The sequence below is a fragment of the Streptomyces chlorus genome, from assembly GCF_042655885.1.
Classification (GTDB): domain Bacteria; phylum Actinomycetota; class Actinomycetes; order Streptomycetales; family Streptomycetaceae; genus Streptomyces; species Streptomyces chlorus.
In genome coordinates, this window is sequence record NZ_JBHSOA010000053.1 from 51,568 (window position 1) to 75,069 (window position 23,502).

Here is a 23,502-nt window from a genome sequence, read left to right on the forward strand (position 1 = left end):
GGAATCCGGGCCTTTGCTGTCGCCGACTTCGCGACTTCAGTAGCGGGGACAGGATTTGAACCTGCGACCTCTGGGTTATGAGCCCAGCGAGCTACCGAGCTGCTCCACCCCGCGCCGTTGTGTGTAGAACCGTACCACGGCGCGAGGTGGGCCTTTGACCAGCCGACTTGCTAACTGCTCGGGCTCGGGCTCGGGTCGGGGCGGGGACTGCTGCCCGACGTGCCCGAGCCGCCTCCGCCGTCCCCGGACTGGGCCTTCTCGGCCCTGCGCAAGGCATCCTCGAGGTCCTTCTGCGCCTGGCCGTAGGCTTCCCAGTCGTTCTTCTGCAGGGCCTTCTGGCCGGCCTCGAAGGCGTCCTGGGCGTCGTTCAGGGCCTCTTGGACCGTCGGGTTGTCGGACTTCGGCGGCGGCTGCGTGCCCTCGTCCGCGCCCGGTGGCGGCTCGGTGGCCGGGGCCTCCGCTCCGAAGACCTTGTCGAGAGCCTGCTCCAGGGTGTCCTCGAAGGCGGTCTGTCCTCCGTAGGTCACCAGCACCTTCCGCAGCAGCGGGTACTTCAGTCCGCCACCGCGCACGTAGACCGGCTCCACGTACAGCAGTCCGCCGTCGAGCGGGACGGCCAGCAGGTTGCCGTACTCCACTTCGGAGTCGCCACCTCTCAACAGCCTGATCGACTCCGCGATGTCCTGTTCGGAGTTGAACTGGCTCTGGACCTGTTTGGGTCCGGCGGCCGTGGTGCTCGTCGGCAGCTTCAGGACTCTGATCTTGCCGTACCCCTCGCTGCCCGCCTCGGCGTCGACCGCCATGAACGCGCTGAGGTTGTCACGGCCGTTCGGAGTGAACGTCGTGGTGAGCGAGAAGGCCTGTTCCTTCTGGTCGGGCATCTTCATGCTCTGGTAGTACGGCGGCACCGCGTCGCCCGTCTTGTTCGTCGGGTCGTCCGGCACCTGCCACACCTCGCTGCCGCTGAGGAACGTGGTGGCGTCCTTCACGTGGTAGCGGGTCAGCAGTTCGCGCTGCACCTTGAACAGGTCCTGCGGATACCGCAGATGGTCCATCAGGCCGCTGGAAATCTCGCTCCTCGGCTCCACCGTGTCCGGGAACGCCTTCATCCACGTCTTCAGGACGGGATCCTGGGTGTCCCACTGGTAGAGCTTGACCTCGCCGCTGTACGCGTCGACGGTCGCCTTCACCGAGTTGCGGATGTAGTTGACCCGGTTCTCCTGGGCCACCACCGCACGGTTGTCGTTGGTGGCGGTCAGCGAGTCGGCCGTGGTGTCACCGAGGGTCGTCCGCGACGCGTACGGATAGCCGTTGGTGGTCGTGTAGGCGTCGACGATCCACTGGATCTGGCCGTCCACCACCGCGGGGTAGGCGTCGCCGTCGATGGTCAGCCACGGGGCGACCGCCTCGACGCGCTCCTTGGGTGTGCGGTTGTACAGAATCCGCGAGCCCTCGCCGATGGCACCGGAGTACAGGATCTGCGGCTCGCTGAACGCCGCGGCGTAGGCGGCCCGGTTGATCGGGTTGGCGAGGTTGACCCCGCTGTCGCCCTTGTAGCTGGTCGTCTTCTCGCCGCTGTCGTCGGAGTAGTCGATCTCCTTCTGGGGACCGCCGACGATCGAGTACGTCGTCGTCCGCTCACCGTAGTAGACGCGCTGCTCGTACGTGCCGAGGTCGCCCTTGGACGGCAGGTCGGACTCGGTGAACACCGGACGGCCGTCGTCGGCACTGGTGCCCTTGGCGGCGACGGCACCGTATCCGTGGGTGTAGCGGAAGTGGTCGTTGATCCAGTTCCGCTTCGGGATGCCGTTCAGGTTCAGCTCGCGCAGGCCGATGACGGTGTCCTGCTCCTTGCCGCTCTTGGGATCGGGATAGCGATCGACATCCAGATTGGTCGGGAACGCGTAGTAGTTCCTGATCTGCTGGAGCTGCTGGAACGTCGGCGAGACGACGTTCGGGTCCATGATCCGGATGCTCGCCGTCTCGGAGACCTGGTCCCGGAGCTTGGTCTTGTCCTTGGTCTGACTGGTCCCCGGGTACTCGTCGACCTGGGCGTTGGCGATGCCGTAGGCCTCACGCGTCGCCTTGAGGTTCTTCTCGACGTACGGCGCTTCCTTGGCCTGCTCGTTCGGCTGGACCTGGAACTTCTGCACGATCGCCGGGTACAGGCCGCCGATGAGGATCGCCGACAGCACCATCAGGCCGAAGCCGATCACGGGCAGCTGCCAGGTGCGCCGCCACAGGGTGGCGAAGAACAGCAGCGCGCAGATGACGGCGATGCAGAACAGGATCGTCTTCGCCGGCAGATAGGCGTTGGCGTCGACGTACCGCAGACCGGTCCAGTTGTCGGTCGCCTTGAAGTCGCTGGACTTGACCGCCAGGCCGTACCGGTCGAGCCAGTACGCGACCGCCTTCAGGGCGACGAAGACGCCGAGGAGCACCGACAGATGCCCGGTGGCCGCGGCCGTGGCGCGCGCGCCGGGGCTGGTGATCCGCAGACCGCCGTACAGGTAGTGGGTGAGCGCGGCGGCGATCAGCGACAGGATGGTGGCCGCGAAGCCGAACCCGAGCAGGAACCGGTACCAGGGCAGGTCGAAGGCGTAGAACGCGACGTCGAGCTTGAACTGCGGGTCCTTCTGGCCGAACGGCACACCGTTGACCCACATCAGCCAGGTGCGCCACTGACCCGAGGCCGAGGCGCCGGCGATCAGCCCCAGCAGCGCGGTGATACCGAGAAGCAGCCACTTCTTGTACGGGGCAATGCCCATCCGGTACCGGTCGAGGTTCTGCTGCTCCATCGACATCGCGCTCAGCGGCGGCCTCATCCGATGCGCCAGCCAGATGTTGAAGCCGACCGCGAGGGCCATCAGCAGGCCGAAGACGAAGAAGAGCCCGATCTTGGTCCACAGGGTCGTCGTGAACACCGACGAGTAGTCGACCGAGCGATACCACAGCCAGTCGGTCCAGAACCCCGCGAACATGGTGAACACCATGCCGAGGACGGTCAGGACGCCCAGTGTCATGAGCAGGGTCCGGACCCCCCGGGACGGACGGCCCACTCTGATCCGTGGTCCTGTCGGGCCTCCGCCACGGTCCGGCATCTGGAAAGCCAAGGTAGGCACCTCGAAGTTCGCTGTCGATTCGTCAGGTCCGCGAGTTCGTGGACCGTGTGTGGGCCCCTTTGCTCAGGGGCCCACACCTATGCAACTTACTCACCCTTTACTCGGTTCCCGATTCCGGGTCTGAACAAGAGAGGATTGTGACCATGTCCAACACACCCATGGCGGCGAGCCCGCTCACCCGGGCCGTGCTCGAGATCGACGAGTACGTCTCCGGCCTCGGCTGGGACCAGCCCGCCCGTCTCTTCGCCCTCGTAGACACCGCACGGCTGCGTGCCGAGCAGCCCTCTCTCGCAAACCGGCTCGGTTCGGGCGACGAGCAGGCGACGTCCGCCCTCACCCCGATCGAGCAGGACGCCATTCCAACGGGCAAGCCGCTCGACGAGTTCCTGGGCACCATCGCCTGGCCCGACTCGGTGGCCGGCTGCGCCCTGACCGTGGAGCGTCTGATGCTGCCGCCGTCCGCGGAGGCTCAGGTTCCGCAGGATCTGGACGAGGCCGCGCTGGCGGCATGGGTGGCGAAGCACCCGGAGCGCCAGGAGGTCCGCATGACGGTCGCGGTGCTGCGCGACGGTGCCCGCGATTCCGCCCTGCGGCTGCGGGCGAAGGACTCGCCGACGGAGGTCCTCACCGGTTCCGCCCTGGTGCCGGGCCTGGCGGAGGCCCTGACGGCGACGTTCGAGGCGTAGTTCGAGGCGTAGCCGTCAGGAGCTACGGCGAGCGGTCCGCCCGGTCAGGAGGCCGTGCACGTCGGCAGGTCGGCGGTGTCGCCGGAGCCGAGGTCCTTCAGGGCGCCGAGGGCGTCGTCGATGGTGTCCACCTTGATGAGCGTGAGGCCCTCGGGGGTGTCCTCGGCGGCGGCCGCGCAGTTGTCGGCGGGCGTGAGGAAGTACTCGGCGCCCTTGGCACGCGCGCCGACCGTCTTCATCTCGATCCCGCCGATCGGCCCGACCTTGCCGGCGTCGTCGATGGTGCCGGTGCCGGCGACGAACTTGCCGCCGGTCAGGCTGCCCGGGGTGAGCTTGTCGTAGATGCCGAGCGCGAACATCAGACCGGCGCTCGGCCCGCCGACGTCGGCGAGCTCGATGTCGATGGTGAACGGGAAGGTATGGTCGGTTCCGGCGGCGATCCCGACGATGGCGCGCTCGCCCCCGGCGTCGTCGGAGGCCGTGGTGGTGATCGTGATCTCCTCCGTCCGCGTCGGTGTCCGGTTCTCCTTCTCGGCGGCGGCCTGCTCCTTGGCGGGCACGATCGTGAAGTCGACGCCCTCGCCGGGCTTGTGCTTGGTCACCAGCTCGGCGACGTCGGCCGGCTCGCGCACCACGCTGCCGTCGACGCTCTTGATCACGTCACCGGCGTGCAGCTTGCCCTCGGCGGGCGAGCCCTTGACGACCGTGGAGACGATCACCCAGGACTTCACCGGGACGTCGAGCTCCTTCAGGGCCGCGACCTTGGCGCTCTCCTGGGACTGGCTGAACTCCTCGGCGTTCTCCTGGGTGGACTGCTCCTCCGTCTTGCCGTCGGGGTAGAGCGTGTCGTGCGGCACGACTTTGTTGTCGTGCGCGAGCCATCCGTAGACGGCCTCAACCAGGTTCATCCGGTAGTCGGCACTCGTGACCCGTACCGTGGTCATGTTGAGGTGACCGTCGGTCGGATAGGTCTTGCGCCCGTCGATCCGCAGCACCGGCTCGCCATCGTGATCGCCCAGAGTGTTCACCGTCGGCCCCGGCGACATCTCCGCGTACGGCACAGGGATGAACACACCCGCGCACAGAAGCACGATCAACATGAGGGTGGAGGCGAGCATCGTCGCGGTGCGGCGTGGCATGCACCGACAGTACGGGACGGGCCTGTCAGCGCACTGTCAGGGCTGCCCGGCCGGGCAGCCCTGACCTTGTCCTACGCCGGTGACCTGCCGTTTTCGACCCTAGGGCCGGACCTCTTCCTCCGGCGGCCAAGGCCTCTCCATGGCCTCGCGGAACCGGGCGTAACCGATGAGCTCGGGGCCGTCGTTCCGCACCCGGCGGGTCCGATTGGCCCAACTGCCCCACAGTCCCGCGCCGACCGCGGCCATAAACGGAATCAGCAACCAGGCAAGTACCGCCATGCCGACCTCCCATCCCCATGAGCGTCCGCGACTGACTGATCAGCAGATTAACCATCCGCAGTGACAACGCTCATACCCGGGATGCGGTTACGCAAGCGGAATGGAGCGGGGAACAGAGGTCCGAGAATGGAAACGGGAACGGTATGACGGATTCCGAGGGCACCCGGTCAGCGGGCGCCCGCCCTCCCGTCGCCCGACCACCACCCCCCCCCCAACGACGCCGCTACGCGCCGACCCATCCTTCTGTACCGTCGGAGAACTTCTGGTGCTTCCAGATGGGCACCTCGTGCTTGAGGTCGTCGATCAGCTTCCGGCAGGCCTCGAAGGCCTCGCCCCGGTGCGCACACGACACGCCGACGACGACGGCGAGATCCCCGACCTCGAGGTCCCCCACCCGGTGCACGGCCGCCAGCGCCCGCACGGGGTACTCGGCGACGACCTTCTCGGCGATCCGCCGCATCTCGTCCTCGGCACTCGGGTGGCACGAATACCCCAGCTCGTCGACGTCGGTCCCGCCGTCGTGATTGCGTACGGTCCCCACGAACAGTGCCGTCCCGCCGGCCGCGTCGTCGCCGACTGCCCGGAAGACCTCGTCCACGGACAGCGGCGCGTCCCGGATCGCGATCAGCTTGATCGGGTCCTGCGCGGCCTGCTCACCGGGGTGACCGTTCGTGGATGCCATGCCCTCCATCGTGCCCCACGGCCACGACAACGCGGAAGCGGTCCCGAGGACTCCACAGCGGCCCCGTCGCCGACGGGTCCGCCCCGTACTCAGATCCGCCGCCGGGCCTTCCGCGCCCGCCGCACCACCGCGGCCGCGCCCAGCAGGGCCACTGTCGCTCCCGCGGCGCCCGCCGCCGTCGCGTCCTTGCGTCCGAGCCGCCGCCCGACGACCGTGTGCCTGCCGGAGACCTCCTCCAGGAGCTCGGCCAGCACCTGCTCGTTGGTGTAGGCGGGCCGCCACCCGGCGTCGTGCAGCCGGCTCCCGCTGACCACCCAGGGATGCATCGTGTACGCCAGGTCCCCGGCCGGGGACGGGGTGAGCCCGATCCGGTGCAGCCGGGCCGCCGCGCCCAGCGCGACCGCCGACGGCAACTCCATCCGCCGGATCCCGCTGAGCTCCTCGACCTCCTCCTGCTCCAGCCATCCGTCGCACCCGACGGCCAGCTCTCCGTCGACTTCTTCCCGGACGGCGTACTCCAGGGCGCTGCACAGATCATCGACGTGGCAGAACTGCCACGCGGGCCGCGATCCGGCCACCACTAGCAGCCGTGGTGACTCGAAATACCTGGTCAGCGCGGTGTCGGTGCCGCCGACGAGCACAGCGGGCCGTACGACCGTGACATTGAGTCCGGGGTGCGCGCGGGGTGCCCTGCGCGCGAGTCGCTCGATCTCCAGGAGGTCGCCCACGCCCGTGGCCTCGGCGGTGGCCCGCAGCTCCGCGTCCTCGGACAGCGGCAGCTCGTTGTCCGGGAGCGCCCCGTAGACCATCGTCGAGGTGCACAGCACGACCCGGGGCACTCCGGCCGCCGCCGCAGCGGTCAGCACGGTCTGCGTCCCGCGGACGTTGTAGGCCGTCCGGGCGGCGGCGTCGCTCTCCAGGTCGAGGTCGAGCGCCAGGTGCACCACGACGTCGGCCCCGCGCAGTCGTTCCGCGATGACTGGATCCCGCACGTCCAGGATGTGCCACTGCGCCTCGGCGCAGTCGCCGCGGCGCTCGTCGATGGCGATGACCTGCTTGATCTCCTCCGAGGCGGCGAGCCGCTCGGTGAGCAGCGCGCCGACGCCGGAGGCGGCGCCGGTGACCGCGACGACGGGCCCTCGCGCGGGCGACGAGCGGATTGGCCGGTTTCGCGCTGCGCGAACCTGTGGATCTGGGGAACTCACCGGGCGTCTCCAGCGGTTGTCTTCAGTACGAGCGCATGCGAAGCATGTGTACCAGGTGGCATCCATCCTGCCGCAGGCCTTCTGTCGGCGAAGCATCGAGGCTCCAACCGCCTCAGGTGTCTACGCTGGGTGGTGTTGTCGGGCAGCCGTGCCGCCGGAAAGAACCGGTGGCCCTATCAGCCGAGGAATCCCGTGAGTGACACCCCATTCGGATTCGGCCTTCCGCCGGAGGAGCCGGACGACGGCGACGAGGGCAAGAAGAAGGACCAGCAGAGCGGTGGTGGTCAGGACCCGGCCAACCCGTTCGGTTTCGGCATGCCCGGAGCCGGCGGCTTCGGCGCTCCCGGCGCGGACAATCCGTTCGCCGCGATGTTCGGTTCCCTGAACCCCAACGACCTGGGCGCCGCGTTCCAGCAGCTCGGCCAGATGCTCTCCTACGAGGGCGGCCCGGTGAACTGGGACATGGCCAAGCAGATCGCCCGCCAGACGGTGTCCCAGGGCACCGCCGACGGCACGAAGGACGCGAGCGTCGGCCCCGCCGAGCGCAGGGCCGTCGACGAGGCCGTCCGGCTGGCCGACCTGTGGCTGGACGACGCCACCTCACTGCCGTCCGGTGCCGCCTCCTCGGTGGCCTGGAGCCGCGCGGAGTGGGTCGAGGCGACGCTGCCGGCGTGGAAGGAGCTCGTGGACCCGGTCGCCGAGCGCGTCGGCGCCGCGATGGGCGACGTGCTGCCGGAGGAGATGCAGGCCATGGCGGGCCCGCTGATCGGCATGATGCGCTCGATGGGCGGCGCCATGTTCGGTACGCAGATCGGCCAGGCGGTCGGCGTGCTGGCCGGTGAGGTCGTCGGCTCCACCGACATCGGCCTGCCGCTCGGCCCGGTGGGCAAGGCCGCGCTGCTGCCGGTGAACATCGCGGCGTTCGGCAAGGACCTGGGCGTCCCGCAGGAGGAGGTGCGGCTGTATCTCGCCCTGCGTGAGGCCGCCCATCAGCGCCTGTTCGCGCATGTGCCGTGGCTGCGCTCGCACCTCTTCGGTGCCGTCGACGGCTATGCGCACGGGATCAAGGTCGACACCGCCAAGCTGGAGGACGTGGTCGGCCAGTTCGACCCGCAGAACCCGGAGCAGCTCCAGGAAGCTCTTCAGCAGGGCATGTTCCAGCCGGAGGACACCCCGCAGCAGAAGACGGCGCTGGCCCGTCTCGAGACGGCGCTGGCCCTCGTCGAAGGCTGGGTGGACGCCGTGGTGCACGCGGCGGCGAAGCCCCGCCTGTCGTCTGCGGACGCGCTGCGCGAGACGCTGCGCCGCCGCCGCGCCTCGGGCGGCCCCGCGGAGCAGACGTTCGCCACGCTGATCGGCCTGGAGCTGCGCCCGCGCCGGCTGCGCGACGCCTCGCGGCTGTGGGCCTCGCTCACGGACGCGCGCGGTGTCGACGGGCGGGACGCCCTGTGGGCCCACCCGGACATGCTGCCGACGGCCACCGACCTGGACGACCCGGACGGCTTCGTGCACGGCGAGCAGATCGACTTCTCCGAGCTGGACAAGATGCTCGGCGAGGCGGCCGGCAAGCCCGACCTCGGCAAGCGGAGCAAGGACGAGGACACCACCGGGGACGGCGGCGGGGGAAAGAACGACGACGGCAAGGACGACGACCGCAAGGGGGACGGCGCCGAGTGAGTCTGTACGACGACGCGGTTCTCGTGCTCAAGGGGTACGGAAGCCAGCCGGAGCTGCGCCAGGCCTACCTGGACCACCTCGCCGCGCATCCGGACGGCATGTGGAAGGCCTGTCACGCGGGCCATCTCACCGCCAGCGCCCTGGTGGTCGACCCCGGGCGCGGCCGGGTGCTGCTGACCCTGCACCGGAAGCTGCGGATGTGGCTGCAGATGGGCGGTCACTGCGAGCCGGGCGACCCGTCGCTGACGGCGGCGGCTCTGCGGGAAGCCACCGAGGAGTCGGGCATCGCGGGGCTGACCCTCCTGGCGGGCGGGCCGGTGCGCCTGGACCGGCATGCGATCCCCTCACCCTGTCACTGGCACTTCGACGTCCAGTACGCGGCCGTGGCCGCTCCCGATGCCGCGCACACCATCAGCGACGAGTCGCTCGACCTGCGCTGGTTCCCGTACGACGAGGTGGCAAAGGTGGCGGATGCCTCGGTCGTCCGTCTGCTGGAGGCGACCCTGACGCGGCTGGACGCCTGATCTGCGGGGGCGGCCGACCCGCACCCGACTGTTCTACGGATACGGGTGAGGGGCGACCGCTCGGCGGCCGCCCCTCACCCGTTGTGTCTCCGGACGCCGCTCAGCTCCAGACGTTGCCCTGGTTCTGTCCGCGGGCGCCCTGCTGTCCCATGCCGTACTGCGCGGCGATGCCGGAACCGATCTGGGCGTTCTGCGGCGGCAGCAGCTCGCTGGGCTGAACGAGCGCGAAGCCGCTCCCCATGAAGCTGAGCTCCCAGCCCTCGCCGGTGCTGCCGCGGCGCCGCCACACCCCGGAGGAGTGCGTCTGGGCCTGCAGCTGCACGCGCAGCGCCGTGGACCAGGCGACGATCGCGTCGGCGTCGCAGTTGACGTACCTGTCCGGCGTCACCTGCATCAGCAACGGCATGCCGGAGGTCATCAGGGCGACCTTGCCCTGACCGGTGATGTTGAGCTGGTACTTTCCGGAGCCGGAGATGCCGTACAGGCTGTCGACGGCGATGACCTCATGATGCAGCGAGGAATCCATGGCGAGCACATAGCTGCTGTCGACGGTCAGCCCCTCATGGTCCACGTCCATGACATGGATGTGCTGGGCGAGGTTGGCGAGGTAGACCGTGCCCTGCCCGTGGCAGCGCATCAGGTCCAGTCCCTCGCCGGTACGTGAACGGCCGAGTGCCTGGCCGCGGCTCTGGTACTCGGCGTCGAACTCGACGAGTCCCTGGTAGGCGATCATGCTGCCCTTGCGGGCGAGGATGTCGTCGTGCCCTCCCAGAGCGACCCGGAGCATCTGCTTGTTCTGCAGGCTCCAGCGTTCCTGGGTCTGCTGGTCGTTGAAGGCGAAAAGCGGGCTCTGCATGGTGTGGTTGCTCCCCCTCAGCCCCGGACCCGGAGACGGTCGGTGCTGTCCTCACTGGGCTGGACGACGACGATGCCCTGACCGGAGAACGCCATCTGGTAGGCCTCGCCGCTGCCGCGGCCGATCAGCGACTGCGCCCGGAAGCTGCGCTTGCCCTTCACCTTGAGGTTCGGGGACCAGGCGACCAGGGCGTCCGGGTCGACGTACGTCTCGTCGTCACCGCCGCCGCAGTCGACGACGATCGGCTTGCCCCGGGAGGTCAGCGCGACCCAGCCCTGCCCGGAGATCTTGGTGTTCCACAGGCCCTGACCGGCGAACTTCGCCAGGCCCTTCACCCGCTCCACGCCCCATGTCAGGCCGGCGTCGAAGGCGAGCAGGTTGGTGGCGTTGACGGAGATGCCTTCGCCGTTGAGATTGAGCACGACGACGTTCGCACCATAGTCGGCGAGGTAGAGCAAGCCGTCGCCGGAGCACTTCATCAGCGGGGCGCCCTCCCCGGTGGCCCAGTCCCGGGCCATCTGGCGCACGGCCGGCGGGTCGGGCTCGTACTGGATGAACCCTTCGTAGGCGATCATCGACCCGACGCGCGCGAGGAGGTCGTTCCCGGTCTGCATGGCGACCTTGAGCATGTGATCACCATGGTTCTCCATGCGCGCGGTGACCGGTGCGGGGGCGTAGCCCGCGAGTGGCTGGTTCATGACGGGCTCCCTCAGATCTCGTACGGCTGAACGACGATGAAATTGCCGGGCGCGCCCCGGAACTGGAGGTTGACGCTCTCCCCGGTGTCGCCGGGGTAGGAGTTACGGCGCATCCGCACCTGGCTGGAGACGATCACCTGGGAGGCGGCCGACCAGGCGACCACGGCGTTGGCGTCGGCGAACGTGGTGGGTGTCACCGGCAGAACCACGGGCACACCGTGCGTCTTGACGACGATGGTGCCGGTCCCCTGGAACTGCATCGTGAACAGCGCGCCGCCTGGAATGCCGTGTCCCTCGATGCGGCGGACCTCGTACTGGAGGCTCTCGTCGAAGGCGAGGACGCTCTCGGCGGAGACACACACGGCGTCGCCCTGGAGCTCGATCGGGTGCAGCATCGTGGCGTCCTCGGCGAAGAACACCTGGCCCTGACCCGTGCAGCGCATCAGCTGCATCTCCTGGCCGGTCGCGTTGCCGACGATCCGGCCGCTGAACCCGGCACCCTTGTAACTGAAGTCGACCTTGCCCTGGTAGAGCACCATGCTGCCCTGACGGGCCAGCACGGGCTGTCCGCCCATGCCGAGGTCGGCGCGGACCAGCTTCGAGTTCTGCTGGGTCCAGCGCTGCCCGGTGGGCGTCTCCTTGAACATCTGGAGCGCGCCGAGCACACCCGGGCTCTGCGGCGCTCCCTGGGGCGCGCCCTGCGGTGCCCCGTAGAGGGCCTGCTGACCCGGCATCTGACCCGGCGGCATCTGTCCGGGCAGCGGCTGCTGGCCGTAGCCCGGTGGGGGTGTCGGCTGACCGTAACCGGGCGGAGGTGTCGGCTGACCGTAACCCGGCGGCGGGGCGGGAGCCTGCGGTACGTGCGATACGTGCGGTGCGTGCGGCTGCGCGCCGTAGCCCGGGGGCGGCGGGGTGCTCGGGGCAGGTGGCTGCTGACCGGGCCGGCCGAAGGCGGGTGCCGGGGACGGCGGCGGCACCGGGGCACCGCCGGGCGGAGGGTTCAAGGGCGCGACGATCGTCGGCGCGGCGTGCACCGACGGCGCGGGGGCCGGCGGGGTGACGCCGGGAGGAGGGACGAACCCCTGCGCGGCGGGCTGAGGCGCCGGGGCGGGAGCAGGGACCGGGGCGGGAGCCGGCTCGGGGGTGCCGGGAACACCGAACGCGGGCGGGGCGAAGCCCGGGGCAGCGCCTCCCGCCTGTGGCTGCGGCTGCTGCGGGGCGGCGGGCTCCTCCTCGGCCACCTCGCCGCCGAAGTTCTTCAGCAGCGCTTCGAGCCCGCCGTCGAAGCCCTGTCCGACAGCGGCGAACCGCCACACGTCCTTGAAGTAGAAGTCACCCAGCATCACCGCCCGCTCGGTGGAGAACTCCGAGCCGTTGAAGGGATAGCGGGCCACTTCCTCACCGCCCGCGACGATGCGGATGTATCCGGGACCGATCTGGGACATCTGCCCGGCGCCGTCGAGCGTCGCCGTGAAGGACAGCTTCTTGATCTGCTGCGGAATCCTGTCCAGCGTCACGCGGAAGGACTCCGTGTCGCCCGCCTGGGGGCCCAGCAGATGAAGGGACTCCTCGGGGGACTTCGGCTGGTTGAAGAAGATGAAGTACCGGTCGTCCGAGAGCCGTTCATCGGCATCGAGACCGAAGCAGCTGATGTCGAAGGTGAGCCCGGGGCCGGAGATCTGCACGCCTACGTACAGATCCGTGCCCGCGGTGAGGTCACTGATCCTGGCCTTGTGGCCGCGTTGGAATTCCCTGGCCATGCGTACGACCGTCCCCCATCCCGAATGTGAGTGCGTCGCGCCAGGCTAACCGCAAACTCGGACATCCGATGAAGTCGGTACAGACCCGGTACACAACACGTAAGTGCCCGTACGGGGCAATCACGTCGGGCGGCATTCACTCGTTACGGACCCCCGACAGATGGGGCAGCCGCTCGGCCGCGACCACTCCTTCGAGGTAACCCCGGGCCCGTTCCGTCTTCGGATATGCCTCCAGCAGACGCCAGAAGCCGGGCCCGTGTCCGGGCACGAGCAGGTGAGCCAGTTCGTGGCAGAGGACATAGTCGACGACGTACTCGGGCATGCCCTGCAGCCGGTGCGACAGGCGGATGCTGCCCTCGGACGGCGTACACGAACCCCAGCGCGTGTTCTGGTTGGTCACCCAGCGTACGGAGCGGGGCTGGGCCCGCCCGTTGAAGTACTGGGCCGACAGCCGCTCGGCGCGCTCTGCCAGCTCGGTGTCCCCGAGTGCCCGCCTGCTCTCCTGGGCCGCCAGCTTGTCGAGCATGACGCTCACCCAGCGCTGCTCCTCCGCCTCGGACATCCGGGCGGGGATGAGCACCACGGTGCGATCGCCCTCGCGGTACGCGGAGACCGTTCTGCGCCGGCGGGCGCTCCTGCGGACCTCGATCGCGCTCGCCCGTGAGCCACTCGTCGGCTGACTCGTCGTGCTGCGCTGGGGATGCGTGGCGCTGTGCAGTGGGTCGGCGGGCACGCCCCGACGTTACCCGCTGCACACGGGGAAGTCCCGGCTCCGGGACGCTTCGATACCGATCCCCCCACCATGCGCCGGATTTACCGGATTTATACGACCAATTGCCTTGCCTGTGGACAACTTCCGGCAAGCCACTTCGAATCCGGGCATGCTGGCACTCGTCGACCGGCCCATGAGTGGGCGGCGGTACTACGGCAGCCATTCAAGCGGCAGCCGTTCAAGGAGACACGGGGACCTGACATGCATCCGATGGTGAAGCCGGCGCTCCGGCGCGGCTGGCGCGACCTCAACACCGTGCAGTTCGGGATGACGCCCGCGCACGCGTTGACCCTGGGGCCGATGGACACGGCGACGGGCAGCTTCCTCGATCTGCTCAACGGCACCCGTGGGCTCGATCATCTGCGTAAGGAGGGCCGTCGGATGGATCTGCCCGACGGCCATGTCGACCGGCTCGTGGCCCGGCTGTCCCGGGCCGGGCTCCTCGACGACTCCCGGGGCGGCGGCCCGGCCGCCGACACCCTGCGCGAGAAACGAGAGGTCCTCGACCGGCTGCGCCCCGATCTGGCCTCGCTGACCCTGACCACCTCCGCGCCGGGCGACGCACTCGGACGGCTCGCGGCGCGCCGCGAAGCCCGGGTGCAGGTGAGGGGCGCAGGCCGGGTGGGCTCGATGCTGGCGGCACTGCTGTCCGGGGCCGGCGTGGGTGAGGTCGACGTGCGCGACATCGGTCGGGTCGAGCCCTGGGACGTCGCGCCGGGCGGACTGCCCCCGGAAGCCGTGGGCGACCGCAGGCACGAGGCGGCCCGCCGCGCCGTGCGCCGGGCCGCGCCGGACCGGCCGCCGCGCCGGACCGCCCAGTCCTCGCCGGAGGAGGGCACCCCCGGGTTCTCCCTGGTGATCGTCGCCCCGCGGGACGACGTAGCCGTACATACCCCGGACCCGGCGGGGGCCGAGCCCTTGATGGCCTCGGGAACACCCCACCTCTACGCCGGCGTGGTGGAGGGGACCGGCGTCGTCGGTCCGCTCGTCCTGCCTGGTGAGACAGGCTGCGCGGGCTGTCTCCAGGAAGGCAGGACCGACCGGGATCCGACCTGGCCGCGTATGGTCGCCCAGTGGCGTTCCGGGCGGCAGCGCCGGGTGGGAGCCTGCGATCTGCCACTGGCCGCGACCGTGGCCGGACTGGCCGGTGCCCACGCGCTCGCCTTCCTGGACGGCTACGTTCCGTCCAGTGCCGGTGCCCGCTGGGAGGCTTCCCTCCCGAGTCTGCACTGGTATGCGCGGCCGGTCGGGGCGCATCCCGGGTGTCCGTGCGGAGCGGCGGATCAGAGCACGGCGAAAACGGAGTCGGAGCACACCTCCGAACACGGCCGGACGCACGAGACAATGGCCTCGCACGGGCCGTCGAGGAAGTTGTGCCGTCAGGCGGACGCGGAGCGGCCGGCAGGGACTTGGAGGGCTCATGTCTGATCTTCCCCGGAAGGCGGTCACCAGAACCGCCAAGCTGGCCGCGCTCCCGCTCGGCTTCGCCGGGCGGGCTACCTGGGGGCTCGGCAAGCGGATCGTGGGCGAGTCCGCGGAGATCGTCGGCCGCGAGTTGCAGCAGCGCACCGCGGAGCAGCTGTTCAAGGTGCTCGGCGAGCTCAAGGGCGGCGCGATGAAGTTCGGCCAGGCCCTGTCGGTCTTCGAGTCGGCCCTGCCGGAGGAGGTCGCCGGGCCCTACCGTGCGGCGCTGACGAAACTCCAGGAGGCGGCCCCGCCGATGCCGACCCGGACCATGCACGCGGTGCTGGAGAAGCGGCTCGGCGAGGACTGGCCCGGCCTGTTCCTGGAGTTCGAGGACAAGCCGTCCGCCGCGGCCTCGATCGGCCAGGTGCACCGTGGGGTGTGGCACGACGGCCGTGAGGTGGCGGTCAAGGTGCAGTACCCGGGCGCCGGCGAGGCCTTGCTGTCCGACCTGAACCAGTTGAGCCGGTTCGCCCGGCTGCTGGGTCCGCTGATCCCCGGAATGGATGTCAAGCCGCTGATCGCGGAGCTCAAGAACCGGGTCGCGGAGGAGCTGGACTACGGTCTGGAGGCCCAGGCCCAGCGGGCCCACGCCGAGGAGTTCGCGGACGACCCCGATGTCGTCGTACCGGCGGTGGTCCACCAGTGCGAGCAGGTGCTGGTCACCGAGTGGATGGACGGCGTACCGCTGTCGGAGATCATCTCGGACGGTACGGAGGAACAGCGGGACCGGGCAGGTCAGCTCCTCGCCCGTTTCCTGTTCTCCGGGCCGGCCCGCACCGGGCTGCTGCACGCCGACCCGCATCCGGGCAACTTCCGTCTGCTGCCCGGCGGCCCGGACGGCGAGGACGACTGGCGTCTGGGTGTGCTGGACTTCGGCACGGTCGACCGCCTGCCGGGCGGGCTGCCCGCTCCCATCGGCGAGGCACTGCGGATGACGCTGGACGGCGAGGCGGAGGCCGTCTACGAGATGCTGTGCGCGGAGGGGTTCATCAGGGAGACCGTCGAGCTGGATCCCGACGCGGTCCTCGAGTACCTCTTGCCGATCATCGAACCGGCGCAGGTCGAGGCGTTCACGTTCACCCGTGGCTGGATGCGCGGCCAGGCCGCCCGCATCGGCGACCCTCGCTCCCCCGCCTACCAGCTGGCCAAGCAGCTCAACCTTCCCCCGGCGTATCTGCTGATCCACCGGGTGACCCTGAGCACGATCGGTGTGCTGTGCCAGCTGGGCGGGACGTTACGGCTGCGCGACGAACTGCGGGAGTGGCTGCCGGGGTTCGTCCCGGAGGAGGCGCAAGAAGCGGAGGCAGAGACAACAGGGGGAGCAGGGGAACTGGTACCGAGGCAAGCGGTGGACGAGACCCCGGTGACGGAGCCGTCGGAGGCAGAACCCGCCGAACGGAAGTCCGCCAAGCAGAAGTCCGCGAAGCGGAAGTCCACGAAGGGGGAGCCTGCGGCGAGGAAGGCTGCGGAGGAGAAGCCTTCGGAGGTGGCCGCCAGGGGCGAGGCGGTCGGGGACGAGGCAACCGAACCGGCCGAGGAGGCGTCGGCGGCGCAGGCGTGAGAGACACCAACCTGGACCGCGCCCGCTGTCACCACCACTGTGCGTCCAGACGGCCCTCGATCGCCCGCAGGTGCTCCCGAGAACAGGCCTCGCAGTAGTGCCGACGGGTGCCGTTCTCCACTGAAAGGGCCCAGGTCGGCTGCGGGCCCTCGGCCGTCACACCACAGCGGGCGCACACCTGGGGCGCCTGTTCCGCGGCCGAACGGTCGTCACCGTCACCGTCACCGGGATGGCTCGTCACCCGGTGACGATAACGCCGTACCGGACGGCCCACTCGGCGCAACGTACCGTGGGGGCCGGCCCGTTCGGCACGGACCGGCCCCCACGGGAGAGCCACGATGGGCTGGGTCGACTCGAAGGTCGAATCGACTCGATCGGTTGAATCGGCTACTGCATGACGGCCATCGCGAGTGCGCGGCGTGCGCGCCGGGAGGCGCGCTCGGCGCGGCGCTGCATCCGGAGAGCGGTCACCAGGCGTGCCGCCCGGCGCGCCCGCTCGGCCTCGTGCAGGCGCTCGTGCATATGCGCACGGGCCAGGGCTTCTGGAATGAGTTGCATCTCACGGGTCCTGTTCTGGCGCGAGTCGTTCGCACCACGGGTGGTGAAGTCTTCGGTCGCGGAGCCTGCGGGCTCATCGGCGGTCGGCATCATCAGGGCCTGCTTCTGGGGGTCGTGCGTGAGGGGGCGGTCGATCGTTCCTGGGGTGTTCATGCCATGACCGGGTTCTTCCGCGGACGGCCACGCGGCCGCTTCCGGGCAACAACGACGCCCTGGACGAACAGCTCGCCGCCCCAGACGCCCCACGGCTCACGCCGCTCCTTGGCGCCGGCGAGGCATGCCTCCATCAGCGGGCAGGTGCGGCAGAGGGACTTGGCGTACTCGACGTCCGCCGGCGACTCGGCGAAGAAGACCTCCGGGTCGTAGGAACGGCAGGGGACGGGTACGCCGAGGTTCTCGATGGCGTCGTCGAGCGCGGTGAGCGCGGTGAGCGGAGTCAAGGTCGGGTCCTCCGTGGAGCCAGGCTTGGGGATCGTGTCGGAAGGCGGTACGGACGGGGCGTGCGCTTCGAGTTGCACGGTTCGTCTTCCTCGTCTGGTCGTTTCCGGCCGGTGGGCCGGGTGGCGGCTGGTACCGGGTTCTTGTCTTGTCCCGAGGCGCTTCGGTCCGTCGTCCCGTTCGGGGACAAACAGAAGGGCCGCGGATCCCGGATGGGGTTCCGCGGCCCTGAAGGCGCCGGCCTGATCGAATCAGGCTGGATCACTCCAGGGTTCTGGCCCACGGAAGGCCCACATCAGGTGGTGCTGCGTCGTCTGCTTCCGGAATCCGGCACCGGCCGCCGCAAAGGCATAGGCCTTCGCCTGTGCCTCTACCGCTTCCAGTGCCTTGATCGGTCGCTCATCGCGCTCACGGACGGCAAGGCCCGCGGGAGCAGCGGAGGACGCCGGACCTGCGGCAGGGATGCCGGACAGACCGGTGCCCTGATTCGAGGCGCCGAGAATGCACAGGGAGACGGCCGAGCGATCGGTCATTTTGACGACGGAGCTGGTGTTGATGTTGATCACAGGACTCGCCTCCTCTCGGCGCATCGGGGGACCGGGGTCAGCCGGTCCGACGGATATGCAAGTACAACACGGAATCAGGGCCTCCGAGAAGGCCGCTGCTCTCGTGTCTAAGAACCTATGGGGATTCCTGGGGCATGCGCAAACTATTTTCTCGACGAGTTGGAATCAGTCCTGATCTTTGTCCTGCGCCCCGTCCCTGCCTGTGCAGATCGCCAGTACGTCGGCCCCGTAGCGGTCCAGCTTGCGCTTCCCCACGCCGGGGATACGGGCGAGCCCCGGCGGATCCTCGGGAACGGTCTCGGCGATGGCCATCAGCGTCTTGTCGGTGAAGACGCAGAAGGCGGGCTGACCACTGCGCCGCGCCTGCTCACCACGCCAGTCGTGCAGCCGCTCGTAGACGCCCTCGTCCATGTCGGAGGGGCAGTCCTCGCAACGCATCAGCTTCATCTCGCCCGCGTCCGTCAGCGTGCGGCCGCAGACCCGGCAGCGGGCGGGGCCACGCTGCCTGCGTCTCGGTTCCGGGGCCACGGAGACAGCGGCCACCCTCCCGGACACACCGCGCTCCACACCCCCCGTGGCTCCGGTGCCGGCCGCGCCGCCGCGGCCTGCCGGCGAGCCGGAACGCAGCCCGTCGAGGAAACGGCTGGGCCGGCGGTTCGCCCGCCCGCCGGGCGAGCGGGCCAGCGACCAGGAGACGTGGAGACGCTCCCGTGCCCGGGTGACACCTACATAGAGGAGGCGGCGCTCCTCCTCGATCTGTTCGTCGGTCTTCGCGTAGGTGATCGGCATCATGCCCTCGGCGACACCGACCAGGAAGACCACGTCCCACTCCAGGCCCTTGGCCGAGTGCAGCGACGCGAGCGTGACGCCCTGCACGGTCGGGGCGTGCTGGGCGCCTGCCCGCTCGTCGAGTTCGGCGACGAGATCGGCGAGGGTGGCGTCCGGCTTCGCGGCGGCGAAGTCCTGGGCGAGGTTCACCAGAGCAGCCAGGGACTCCCAGCGCTCCCGCACCGCCCCCGAGCCCGCCGGCGGCTGCGCCGTCCAGCCTTCGCCCGACAACACGGCACGTACCTGGGAGGGCAGGTCCACCACGTCGTCGAGGAGGCTGTCGTTGCCGCCGAAGCGGGCTGCCGCGCGCAAGGCACTGCCCGCCTTGCGCACCTCCGGACGGTCGAAGAAGCGCTCGGCGCCACGCAGCTGGTACGGCACTCCGGCGTCCGCGAGGGCCTGCTCGTAGGTCTCGGACTGGGAGTTCGTACGGAACAGCACGGCGATCTCACTGGCCCGGACACCAGCGCCGATCAGTTCGCCGATCCGGCGCGCGGCGCCCTCGGCCTCCGCGGGTTCGTCGGTGTACTCGGTGAAGACGGGCTCGGGTCCCGGGCCACGCTGGGAGACGAGTTCCAGCCGGTGATCGGCGGCACGGCCGTGCGCCTGGGCGAGCAGCCCGTTGGCGAGGCGGACCACCTGGGGGGTCGAACGGTAGTCGCGGACCAGTTTCACGACGGTGGCACCGGGGTGCTTGGTACGGAAGTCGAGCAGGTGGTCGGGCGTTGCGCCCGTGAACGAATAGATCGTCTGGCTGGCGTCGCCGACCACGCACAGGTTCTCCCGGCCGCCGAGCCAGAGCTCCAGCAGCCGCTGCTGGAGCGGGCTGACGTCCTGGTACTCGTCGACGACGAAGTGCTGGTACTGGGCACGGACCTGTCCCGCGATGTCCTGTCGGTCCTGGAGCACGGCCACGGTGAGCAGCAGCACGTCCTCGAAGTCGATGACCCCCCGCTCCTGCTTGAGGTCCTCGTAGGCGGCGTAGAGCTGGGCGATCTCGGCGGGATCGCGGGTCGCCTCACGTGCGGCCTTGGCGGCGGCGGGCGGGTAGTCGGCCGGGACGGTCTGGGTGACCTTGGACCACTCGATCTCGGCGGTGACGTCCCGCAGCTCGCCCCGGTCGAGCCGGATGCGGCAGGCGGCGGCCGCGTCGGCGACGAGCTGGATCTTGCGGTCGACCAACCGGGGCAGGGAGCCACCGACCGCTTTCGGCCAGAAGTACTGGAGCTGGCGGAGCGCCGCCGAGTGGAAGGTGCGGGCCTGGACCCCTACGGCGCCGAGCTGGCGCAGCCGTCCACGCATCTCCCCGGCGGCGCGGTTGGTGAAGGTGACGGCGAGCACGCTGGAGGGCTGGAGGATCCCGGCGCGTACCCCGTAGGCGATCCTGTGGGTGATCGCCCTGGTCTTGCCGGTACCGGCGCCCGCCAGCACACACACCGGGCCGTGCAGGGCGGTGGCGACCTCACGCTGCTCGGGGTCGAGCCCTTCGAGTACCGCGTCGGCCGAGTCCGGTACTCGCGGGAAGAGAGGGGAGTGCGTTGCTGCTGTCACACAGCCATGCTGCCAGGTCGCCGGAGACGGCTGAGCCGGTTGTCCACAGGCACGGCCTCGCAGTCGTACTAATGCGGCAGGCATTACGTCCTCGTGCGGCAGGCATCACGTCACGCAGGTGGGGCGTGCCACGGTCCCTGGGAATGGTGGAGCTTTCAAGTACGTTCCTCCCTCAGCGAGGACTTCCCCGAGTCGCCGAAGGAGCGCGAGAGACATGCCGAGCACTGTGACGATGTACAGCACCACGTGGTGCGGATACTGCCGCCGTCTGAAGGGTCAGATGGACCGCGAGGGCATCGCGTACACCGAGATCAACATCGAGCAGGACCCGGACTCCGCGGCCTTCGTGGAGAAGGCGAACGGCGGGAACCAGACGGTCCCCACCATGCTCTTCGAGGACGGCTCGACACTCACCAACCCGTCGTTGGCGCAGGTGAAGCAGAAGGTCGGCGTCTGAGCGAGCGGTTCCCCCGGAGCGGGGTGGGCGTTCCCGACCGAGGGCCTGGTCAAGGCCTGGTCGTGGGAGGCCCACCCCGTTCTGTCGCTGTACAGCAGGCACCGCGGAGCAAAAGGCGGTGCGGAGCAAAAGGCGGTGCGGAGCAAAAGGCGGTGCGGGTCAGAAGGCGGTGCGGGTCGGGAGGGGCTTGCCGTACCAGCGCTCGATCAGGCGGGCCGCGATCGAGATGCCGTAGGGCGGGAGCACCTCGCCGGACTCGAACGCGGCGCCCAGTTGGTCCCGGGAGAACCAACGAGCCTCGTGGATCTCGTCGCCGTCGACGTCGATCTCGGTCGAGGTGGCGCGGGCGACGAAGCCCAGCATCAGGCTGGAGGGGAACGGCCAGGGCTGGCTGGCGACGTACTCGACCTCGCCAACGCTGATGCCGACCTCCTCGTGGACCTCGCGGCGCACCGACTGCTCGATGAACTCCCCTGGCTCGACGAAGCCGGCGAGCGTCGAGAAGCGGCCCTCGGGCCAGTGGACCTGACGGCCGAGCAGGATGCGGTCCTGGTCGTCGATGACGGACATGATCACCGCGGGGTCGGTGCGCGGGTAGTGCTCGGCGCCGCAGGCCGGGCAGCGGCGAATGTGGCCGGCCGCGGCGATGACGGTGCGTTCGCCGCAGCGGGAGCAGAAGCGGTGCAGTCGTTGCCAGTTCTCCAGGGCGACCGCGTGCACCATCAGGCCCGCGTCGCGGGGTGACAGGAGCAGGCCCGCCTCGCGCAGGCCGGCCCGGCGGGCGGATTCGTCCATGCGGCCGGGCAGGGCGTCCTTCTGCAGGGCGAAGTAGCTGACGCCGTCCTCGTCGGTGCCCAGGAAATAACGGTGTGCTTCGGTGAGCGGCGCCTCGAAGGAGGGCGTCATGACGAGTTCGGTGCGGCCGTCGGCCGTCTCGTCGATGAGGACCTGGCCGCCGGAGACCACGAAGCAGCGCGTCGAGGGGTGGCTCCAGGCCGCCGCGAGCCATGCTTCGTCGAGCCGGTGGTGGGCGGCGCGGTTGATGCCGCTCGGGGCGGTGAGCGAGACGGGGCGGTCGGCGGTGTGGTCGGTCCAGGTGGTCACGGGTGCTTCCAACTCCCCCGGTGAAACGGATGGGATCGGCGTTCGGGTCGACGGTCGGTTCGGCGGGTCGTACGGGCGGGAGGCGACCGGGCCCGGCGGCGCGCGCGGCGGCGGGGTGCTTCCAGTGTGCCCCGCGCGGGCGGCCTGAGAGCGTTCAGGGCACGCGCTGCCAGTGCTCGGCGAGGTCGTCCCAGAGGTGTGCGGCGGCCTCGGCGCCCTTGAGGAGCAGGTCCAGTTCGACCTTCTCGTCGGGGGCGTGCCATCCGTCGGACGGAACGGAGATGCCGAGGAAGAGCACGGGGGCGCCGAGCACGTCCTGGAGGTCGGCGGCCGGTCCGGAACCGCCCTCGCGCGTGAAGCGGACGGGTGTGCCGAAGGTCCGGCCCATGGCGCGCGCCACGGACTCGAGGGCGGGGTGATCCAGCGGGGTCAGGCACGGGCGGGTGGCGGGACTGAAGGCGATCTCGCACCGGACGCCGTCGGGAATCTGCCCGGCCACCCAGTCGCGGACGGCCTTCTCGATGTGGTCGGGGTCCTGTCCCGCGACCAGCCGGAAAGACAGTTTGACCATGGCGGAGGACGGGATGATCGTCTTGCTGCCGGGGCCCTGGTAGCCGCCGCCGATGCCGTTGACCTCTGCGGTGGGGCGGGCCCAGACGCGCTCCAGGGTGCTGTATCCGGCCTCGCCGCCGGTGGCGTGGGAGGAGGCGGCGCGCAGCCACTCCTGCTCGTCGAAGGGCAGCTCGGCGAAGAGTTCGCGTTCGCGGTCGGTGAGCTCGACGGCGTCGTCGTAGAAGCCGGGGATCGCCACGCGCGCGTGCTCGTCGTGCAGCGCGGCGACCAGGCGGGCGACGGCGGTGGCCGGGTTGGGCACCGCGCCGCCGAAGGAACCGGAGTGGATGTCCTGGTCCGGGCCGTGCAGCCGGATCTCGCACTCGGCGAGGCCGCGCATGCCGGTGCACACGGTGGGGGTGTCCTCGGACCACATCCCGGTGTCGGAGACGATCACCACGTCGGCGGCGAGCCGGTCCGCGTGCCGCTCGACGAGGGTCCGGAAGTGGGGTGAGCCGGATTCCTCCTCGCCCTCGATCAGCAGCTTCAGGTGCACTGCGGGGGCGGTACGGCCGGTCGTGGCGAGGTGGGCCCGGACGCCGAGGGTGTGGAAGAACACCTGGCCCTTGTCGTCGGCCGCCCCGCGCGCGTACATCCGGTTGTCCCGGACGAGGGGTTCGAAGGGCTCGCTGTGCCAGCCGTCCTCCCGGGCGGCCGGCTGCACGTCATGGTGGCCGTAGACCAGGACGATGGGCGCCCCGGGGTCCGAGGAGGGCCATTCGGCGTAGACGGCGGGGGCGCCCGGGGTCGGCCAGACCTCGGCGGTCGGGAAGCCGGTCGCGGTGAGTGCGGCGGCGAGCCAGTCGGCGCTGCGGCGCACGTCGGGTGCGTGATCGGGCTGGGCCGACACCGAGGGGATGCGCAGCCACTCGGTGAGGTCGTCGAGGAAGGTGGCGCGGTGCTGCTCGATGTACGTACGGACGGCGCTGACGGCACTGTCAACGGGCTGGCTCATGGTCT

At 70.0% G+C, this 23,502-nt stretch carries 22 protein-coding genes and 1 tRNA gene; 6 read left to right on the top strand and 17 right to left on the bottom strand.

The features are described from left to right. Positions 1-40: 40 nt before the first annotated feature. Both ACFPZI_RS24070 and ACFPZI_RS24075 read right to left on the bottom strand, forming a co-directional pair. Positions 41-114 (bottom strand) — tRNA-Met (locus tag ACFPZI_RS24070). Between the two features lie 56 nt (positions 115-170). Beyond that, a complete protein-coding gene (locus ACFPZI_RS24075) occupies positions 171-3,101 on the bottom strand; it encodes a UPF0182 family membrane protein (RefSeq protein ID WP_381366929.1) in 2,931 nt (976 codons plus the stop codon). 164 nt (positions 3,102-3,265) lie between these two features. Between ACFPZI_RS24075 and ACFPZI_RS24080 the strand changes: the two genes are divergently transcribed. Beyond that, positions 3,266-3,808 (top strand): PPA1309 family protein, encoded by a 543-nt coding sequence (locus ACFPZI_RS24080; RefSeq protein WP_381366556.1) that lies wholly within the window; start codon positions 3,266-3,268, stop codon positions 3,806-3,808. Positions 3,809-3,852: 44 nt separating this feature from the next. On the opposite strand, the gene ACFPZI_RS24085 is transcribed toward ACFPZI_RS24080, so the two are convergent. From ACFPZI_RS24085 to ACFPZI_RS24100, 4 genes are all read right to left on the bottom strand, one after another. Beyond that, positions 3,853-4,947: a YlbL family protein gene (locus ACFPZI_RS24085; RefSeq protein WP_381366559.1), complete on the bottom strand. Its 1,095-nt coding sequence runs from the start codon at positions 4,945-4,947 to the stop codon at positions 3,853-3,855. A gap of 99 nt (positions 4,948-5,046) precedes the next feature. After that, a complete protein-coding gene (locus ACFPZI_RS24090; protein ID WP_381366561.1) occupies positions 5,047-5,226 on the bottom strand; it encodes a hypothetical protein in 180 nt (59 codons plus the stop codon). Positions 5,227-5,449: 223 nt separating this feature from the next. Then, entirely contained in the window at positions 5,450-5,908 is a 459-nt protein-coding gene (locus ACFPZI_RS24095) for a molybdenum cofactor biosynthesis protein MoaE (protein ID WP_332430534.1), read from the bottom strand. Between the two features lie 89 nt (positions 5,909-5,997). Further along, positions 5,998-7,113, bottom strand: a complete 1,116-nt coding sequence (locus ACFPZI_RS24100; RefSeq protein ID WP_381366564.1) for an SDR family oxidoreductase — start codon at positions 7,111-7,113, stop codon at positions 5,998-6,000. A 192-nt stretch (positions 7,114-7,305) separates the two neighbouring features. On the opposite strand from ACFPZI_RS24100, the gene ACFPZI_RS24105 reads away from it, so the two are divergent. Together ACFPZI_RS24105 and ACFPZI_RS24110 are read left to right on the top strand one after the other, a co-directional pair. Continuing rightward, on the top strand, positions 7,306-8,790 hold the full coding sequence (locus ACFPZI_RS24105; protein WP_381366567.1) for a zinc-dependent metalloprotease: 1,485 nt from the start codon (positions 7,306-7,308) through the stop codon (positions 8,788-8,790). Continuing rightward, positions 8,787-9,314 (top strand): NUDIX hydrolase, encoded by a 528-nt coding sequence (locus ACFPZI_RS24110; RefSeq protein WP_381366570.1) that lies wholly within the window; start codon positions 8,787-8,789, stop codon positions 9,312-9,314. The genes ACFPZI_RS24105 and ACFPZI_RS24110 overlap by 4 nt, the downstream gene beginning before the upstream one ends. Positions 9,315-9,414: 100 nt before the next feature. Here ACFPZI_RS24110 and ACFPZI_RS24115 read toward each other — a convergent pair whose 3' ends face one another. The 4 genes from ACFPZI_RS24115 to ACFPZI_RS24130 all read right to left on the bottom strand — a co-directional run bounded on the left by ACFPZI_RS24115 (position 9,415) and on the right by ACFPZI_RS24130 (position 13,361). Further along, positions 9,415-10,170 (bottom strand): AIM24 family protein, encoded by a 756-nt coding sequence (locus ACFPZI_RS24115; RefSeq protein WP_381366573.1) that lies wholly within the window; start codon positions 10,168-10,170, stop codon positions 9,415-9,417. A gap of 17 nt (positions 10,171-10,187) precedes the next feature. Then, positions 10,188-10,868 carry an AIM24 family protein gene (locus ACFPZI_RS24120; RefSeq protein ID WP_381366576.1) on the bottom strand — a complete coding sequence of 227 codons (681 nt, stop codon included), beginning with the start codon at positions 10,866-10,868 and terminating at the stop codon, positions 10,188-10,190. An 11-nt stretch (positions 10,869-10,879) separates the two neighbouring features. Next, positions 10,880-12,628 (bottom strand): TerD family protein, encoded by a 1,749-nt coding sequence (locus tag ACFPZI_RS24125; RefSeq protein WP_381366579.1) that lies wholly within the window; start codon positions 12,626-12,628, stop codon positions 10,880-10,882. A gap of 136 nt (positions 12,629-12,764) precedes the next feature. Continuing rightward, positions 12,765-13,361 (bottom strand): M48 metallopeptidase family protein, encoded by a 597-nt coding sequence (locus ACFPZI_RS24130; protein ID WP_381366582.1) that lies wholly within the window; start codon positions 13,359-13,361, stop codon positions 12,765-12,767. 240 nt (positions 13,362-13,601) lie between these two features. Here ACFPZI_RS24130 and ACFPZI_RS24135 point away from each other — a divergent pair, with 240 nt between their 5' ends. Together ACFPZI_RS24135 and ACFPZI_RS24140 are read left to right on the top strand one after the other, a co-directional pair. Beyond that, the gene (locus ACFPZI_RS24135; protein WP_381366585.1) at positions 13,602-14,828 is read left to right on the top strand and encodes a ThiF family adenylyltransferase; all 1,227 of its coding nucleotides are present in this window, start codon (positions 13,602-13,604) and stop codon (positions 14,826-14,828) included. Further along, positions 14,821-16,428: an ABC1 kinase family protein gene (locus ACFPZI_RS24140; protein WP_381366588.1), complete on the top strand. Its 1,608-nt coding sequence runs from the start codon at positions 14,821-14,823 to the stop codon at positions 16,426-16,428. Before ACFPZI_RS24135 ends, ACFPZI_RS24140 begins: the two co-directional genes overlap by 8 nt. Positions 16,429-16,456: 28 nt before the next feature. Here the strand turns inward: ACFPZI_RS24140 and ACFPZI_RS24145 are convergent, their stop codons facing one another. The 5 genes from ACFPZI_RS24145 to ACFPZI_RS24165 form a co-directional block, all read right to left on the bottom strand. Then, a complete protein-coding gene (locus ACFPZI_RS24145; protein ID WP_381366591.1) occupies positions 16,457-16,669 on the bottom strand; it encodes a hypothetical protein in 213 nt (70 codons plus the stop codon). Between the two features lie 146 nt (positions 16,670-16,815). Further along, positions 16,816-17,139, bottom strand: coding sequence for a hypothetical protein (locus tag ACFPZI_RS24150; RefSeq protein WP_381366593.1), 324 nt, complete (start codon positions 17,137-17,139; stop codon positions 16,816-16,818). After that, on the bottom strand, positions 17,136-17,504 hold the full coding sequence (locus tag ACFPZI_RS24155) for a WhiB family transcriptional regulator (protein ID WP_381366596.1): 369 nt from the start codon (positions 17,502-17,504) through the stop codon (positions 17,136-17,138). The genes ACFPZI_RS24150 and ACFPZI_RS24155 overlap by 4 nt, the downstream gene beginning before the upstream one ends. Positions 17,505-17,675: 171 nt before the next feature. Beyond that, positions 17,676-17,990 carry a hypothetical protein gene (locus ACFPZI_RS24160; RefSeq protein WP_381366599.1) on the bottom strand — a complete coding sequence of 105 codons (315 nt, stop codon included), beginning with the start codon at positions 17,988-17,990 and terminating at the stop codon, positions 17,676-17,678. A 165-nt stretch (positions 17,991-18,155) separates the two neighbouring features. Further along, positions 18,156-20,453 (bottom strand): ATP-dependent DNA helicase UvrD2, encoded by a 2,298-nt coding sequence (locus ACFPZI_RS24165; protein WP_381366602.1) that lies wholly within the window; start codon positions 20,451-20,453, stop codon positions 18,156-18,158. A 130-nt stretch (positions 20,454-20,583) separates the two neighbouring features. On the opposite strand from ACFPZI_RS24165, the gene ACFPZI_RS24170 reads away from it, so the two are divergent. Continuing rightward, positions 20,584-20,826, top strand: coding sequence for a mycoredoxin (locus ACFPZI_RS24170; RefSeq protein ID WP_381366604.1), 243 nt, complete (start codon positions 20,584-20,586; stop codon positions 20,824-20,826). 159 nt (positions 20,827-20,985) lie between these two features. On the opposite strand, the gene nudC is transcribed toward ACFPZI_RS24170, so the two are convergent. Continuing rightward, positions 20,986-21,942, bottom strand: coding sequence for an NAD(+) diphosphatase (gene nudC / locus ACFPZI_RS24175; protein ID WP_381366607.1), 957 nt, complete (start codon positions 21,940-21,942; stop codon positions 20,986-20,988). A 142-nt stretch (positions 21,943-22,084) separates the two neighbouring features. Continuing rightward, a complete protein-coding gene (locus ACFPZI_RS24180) occupies positions 22,085-23,497 on the bottom strand; it encodes a dipeptidase (protein WP_381366610.1) in 1,413 nt (470 codons plus the stop codon). Positions 23,498-23,502: the final 5 nt, after the last annotated feature.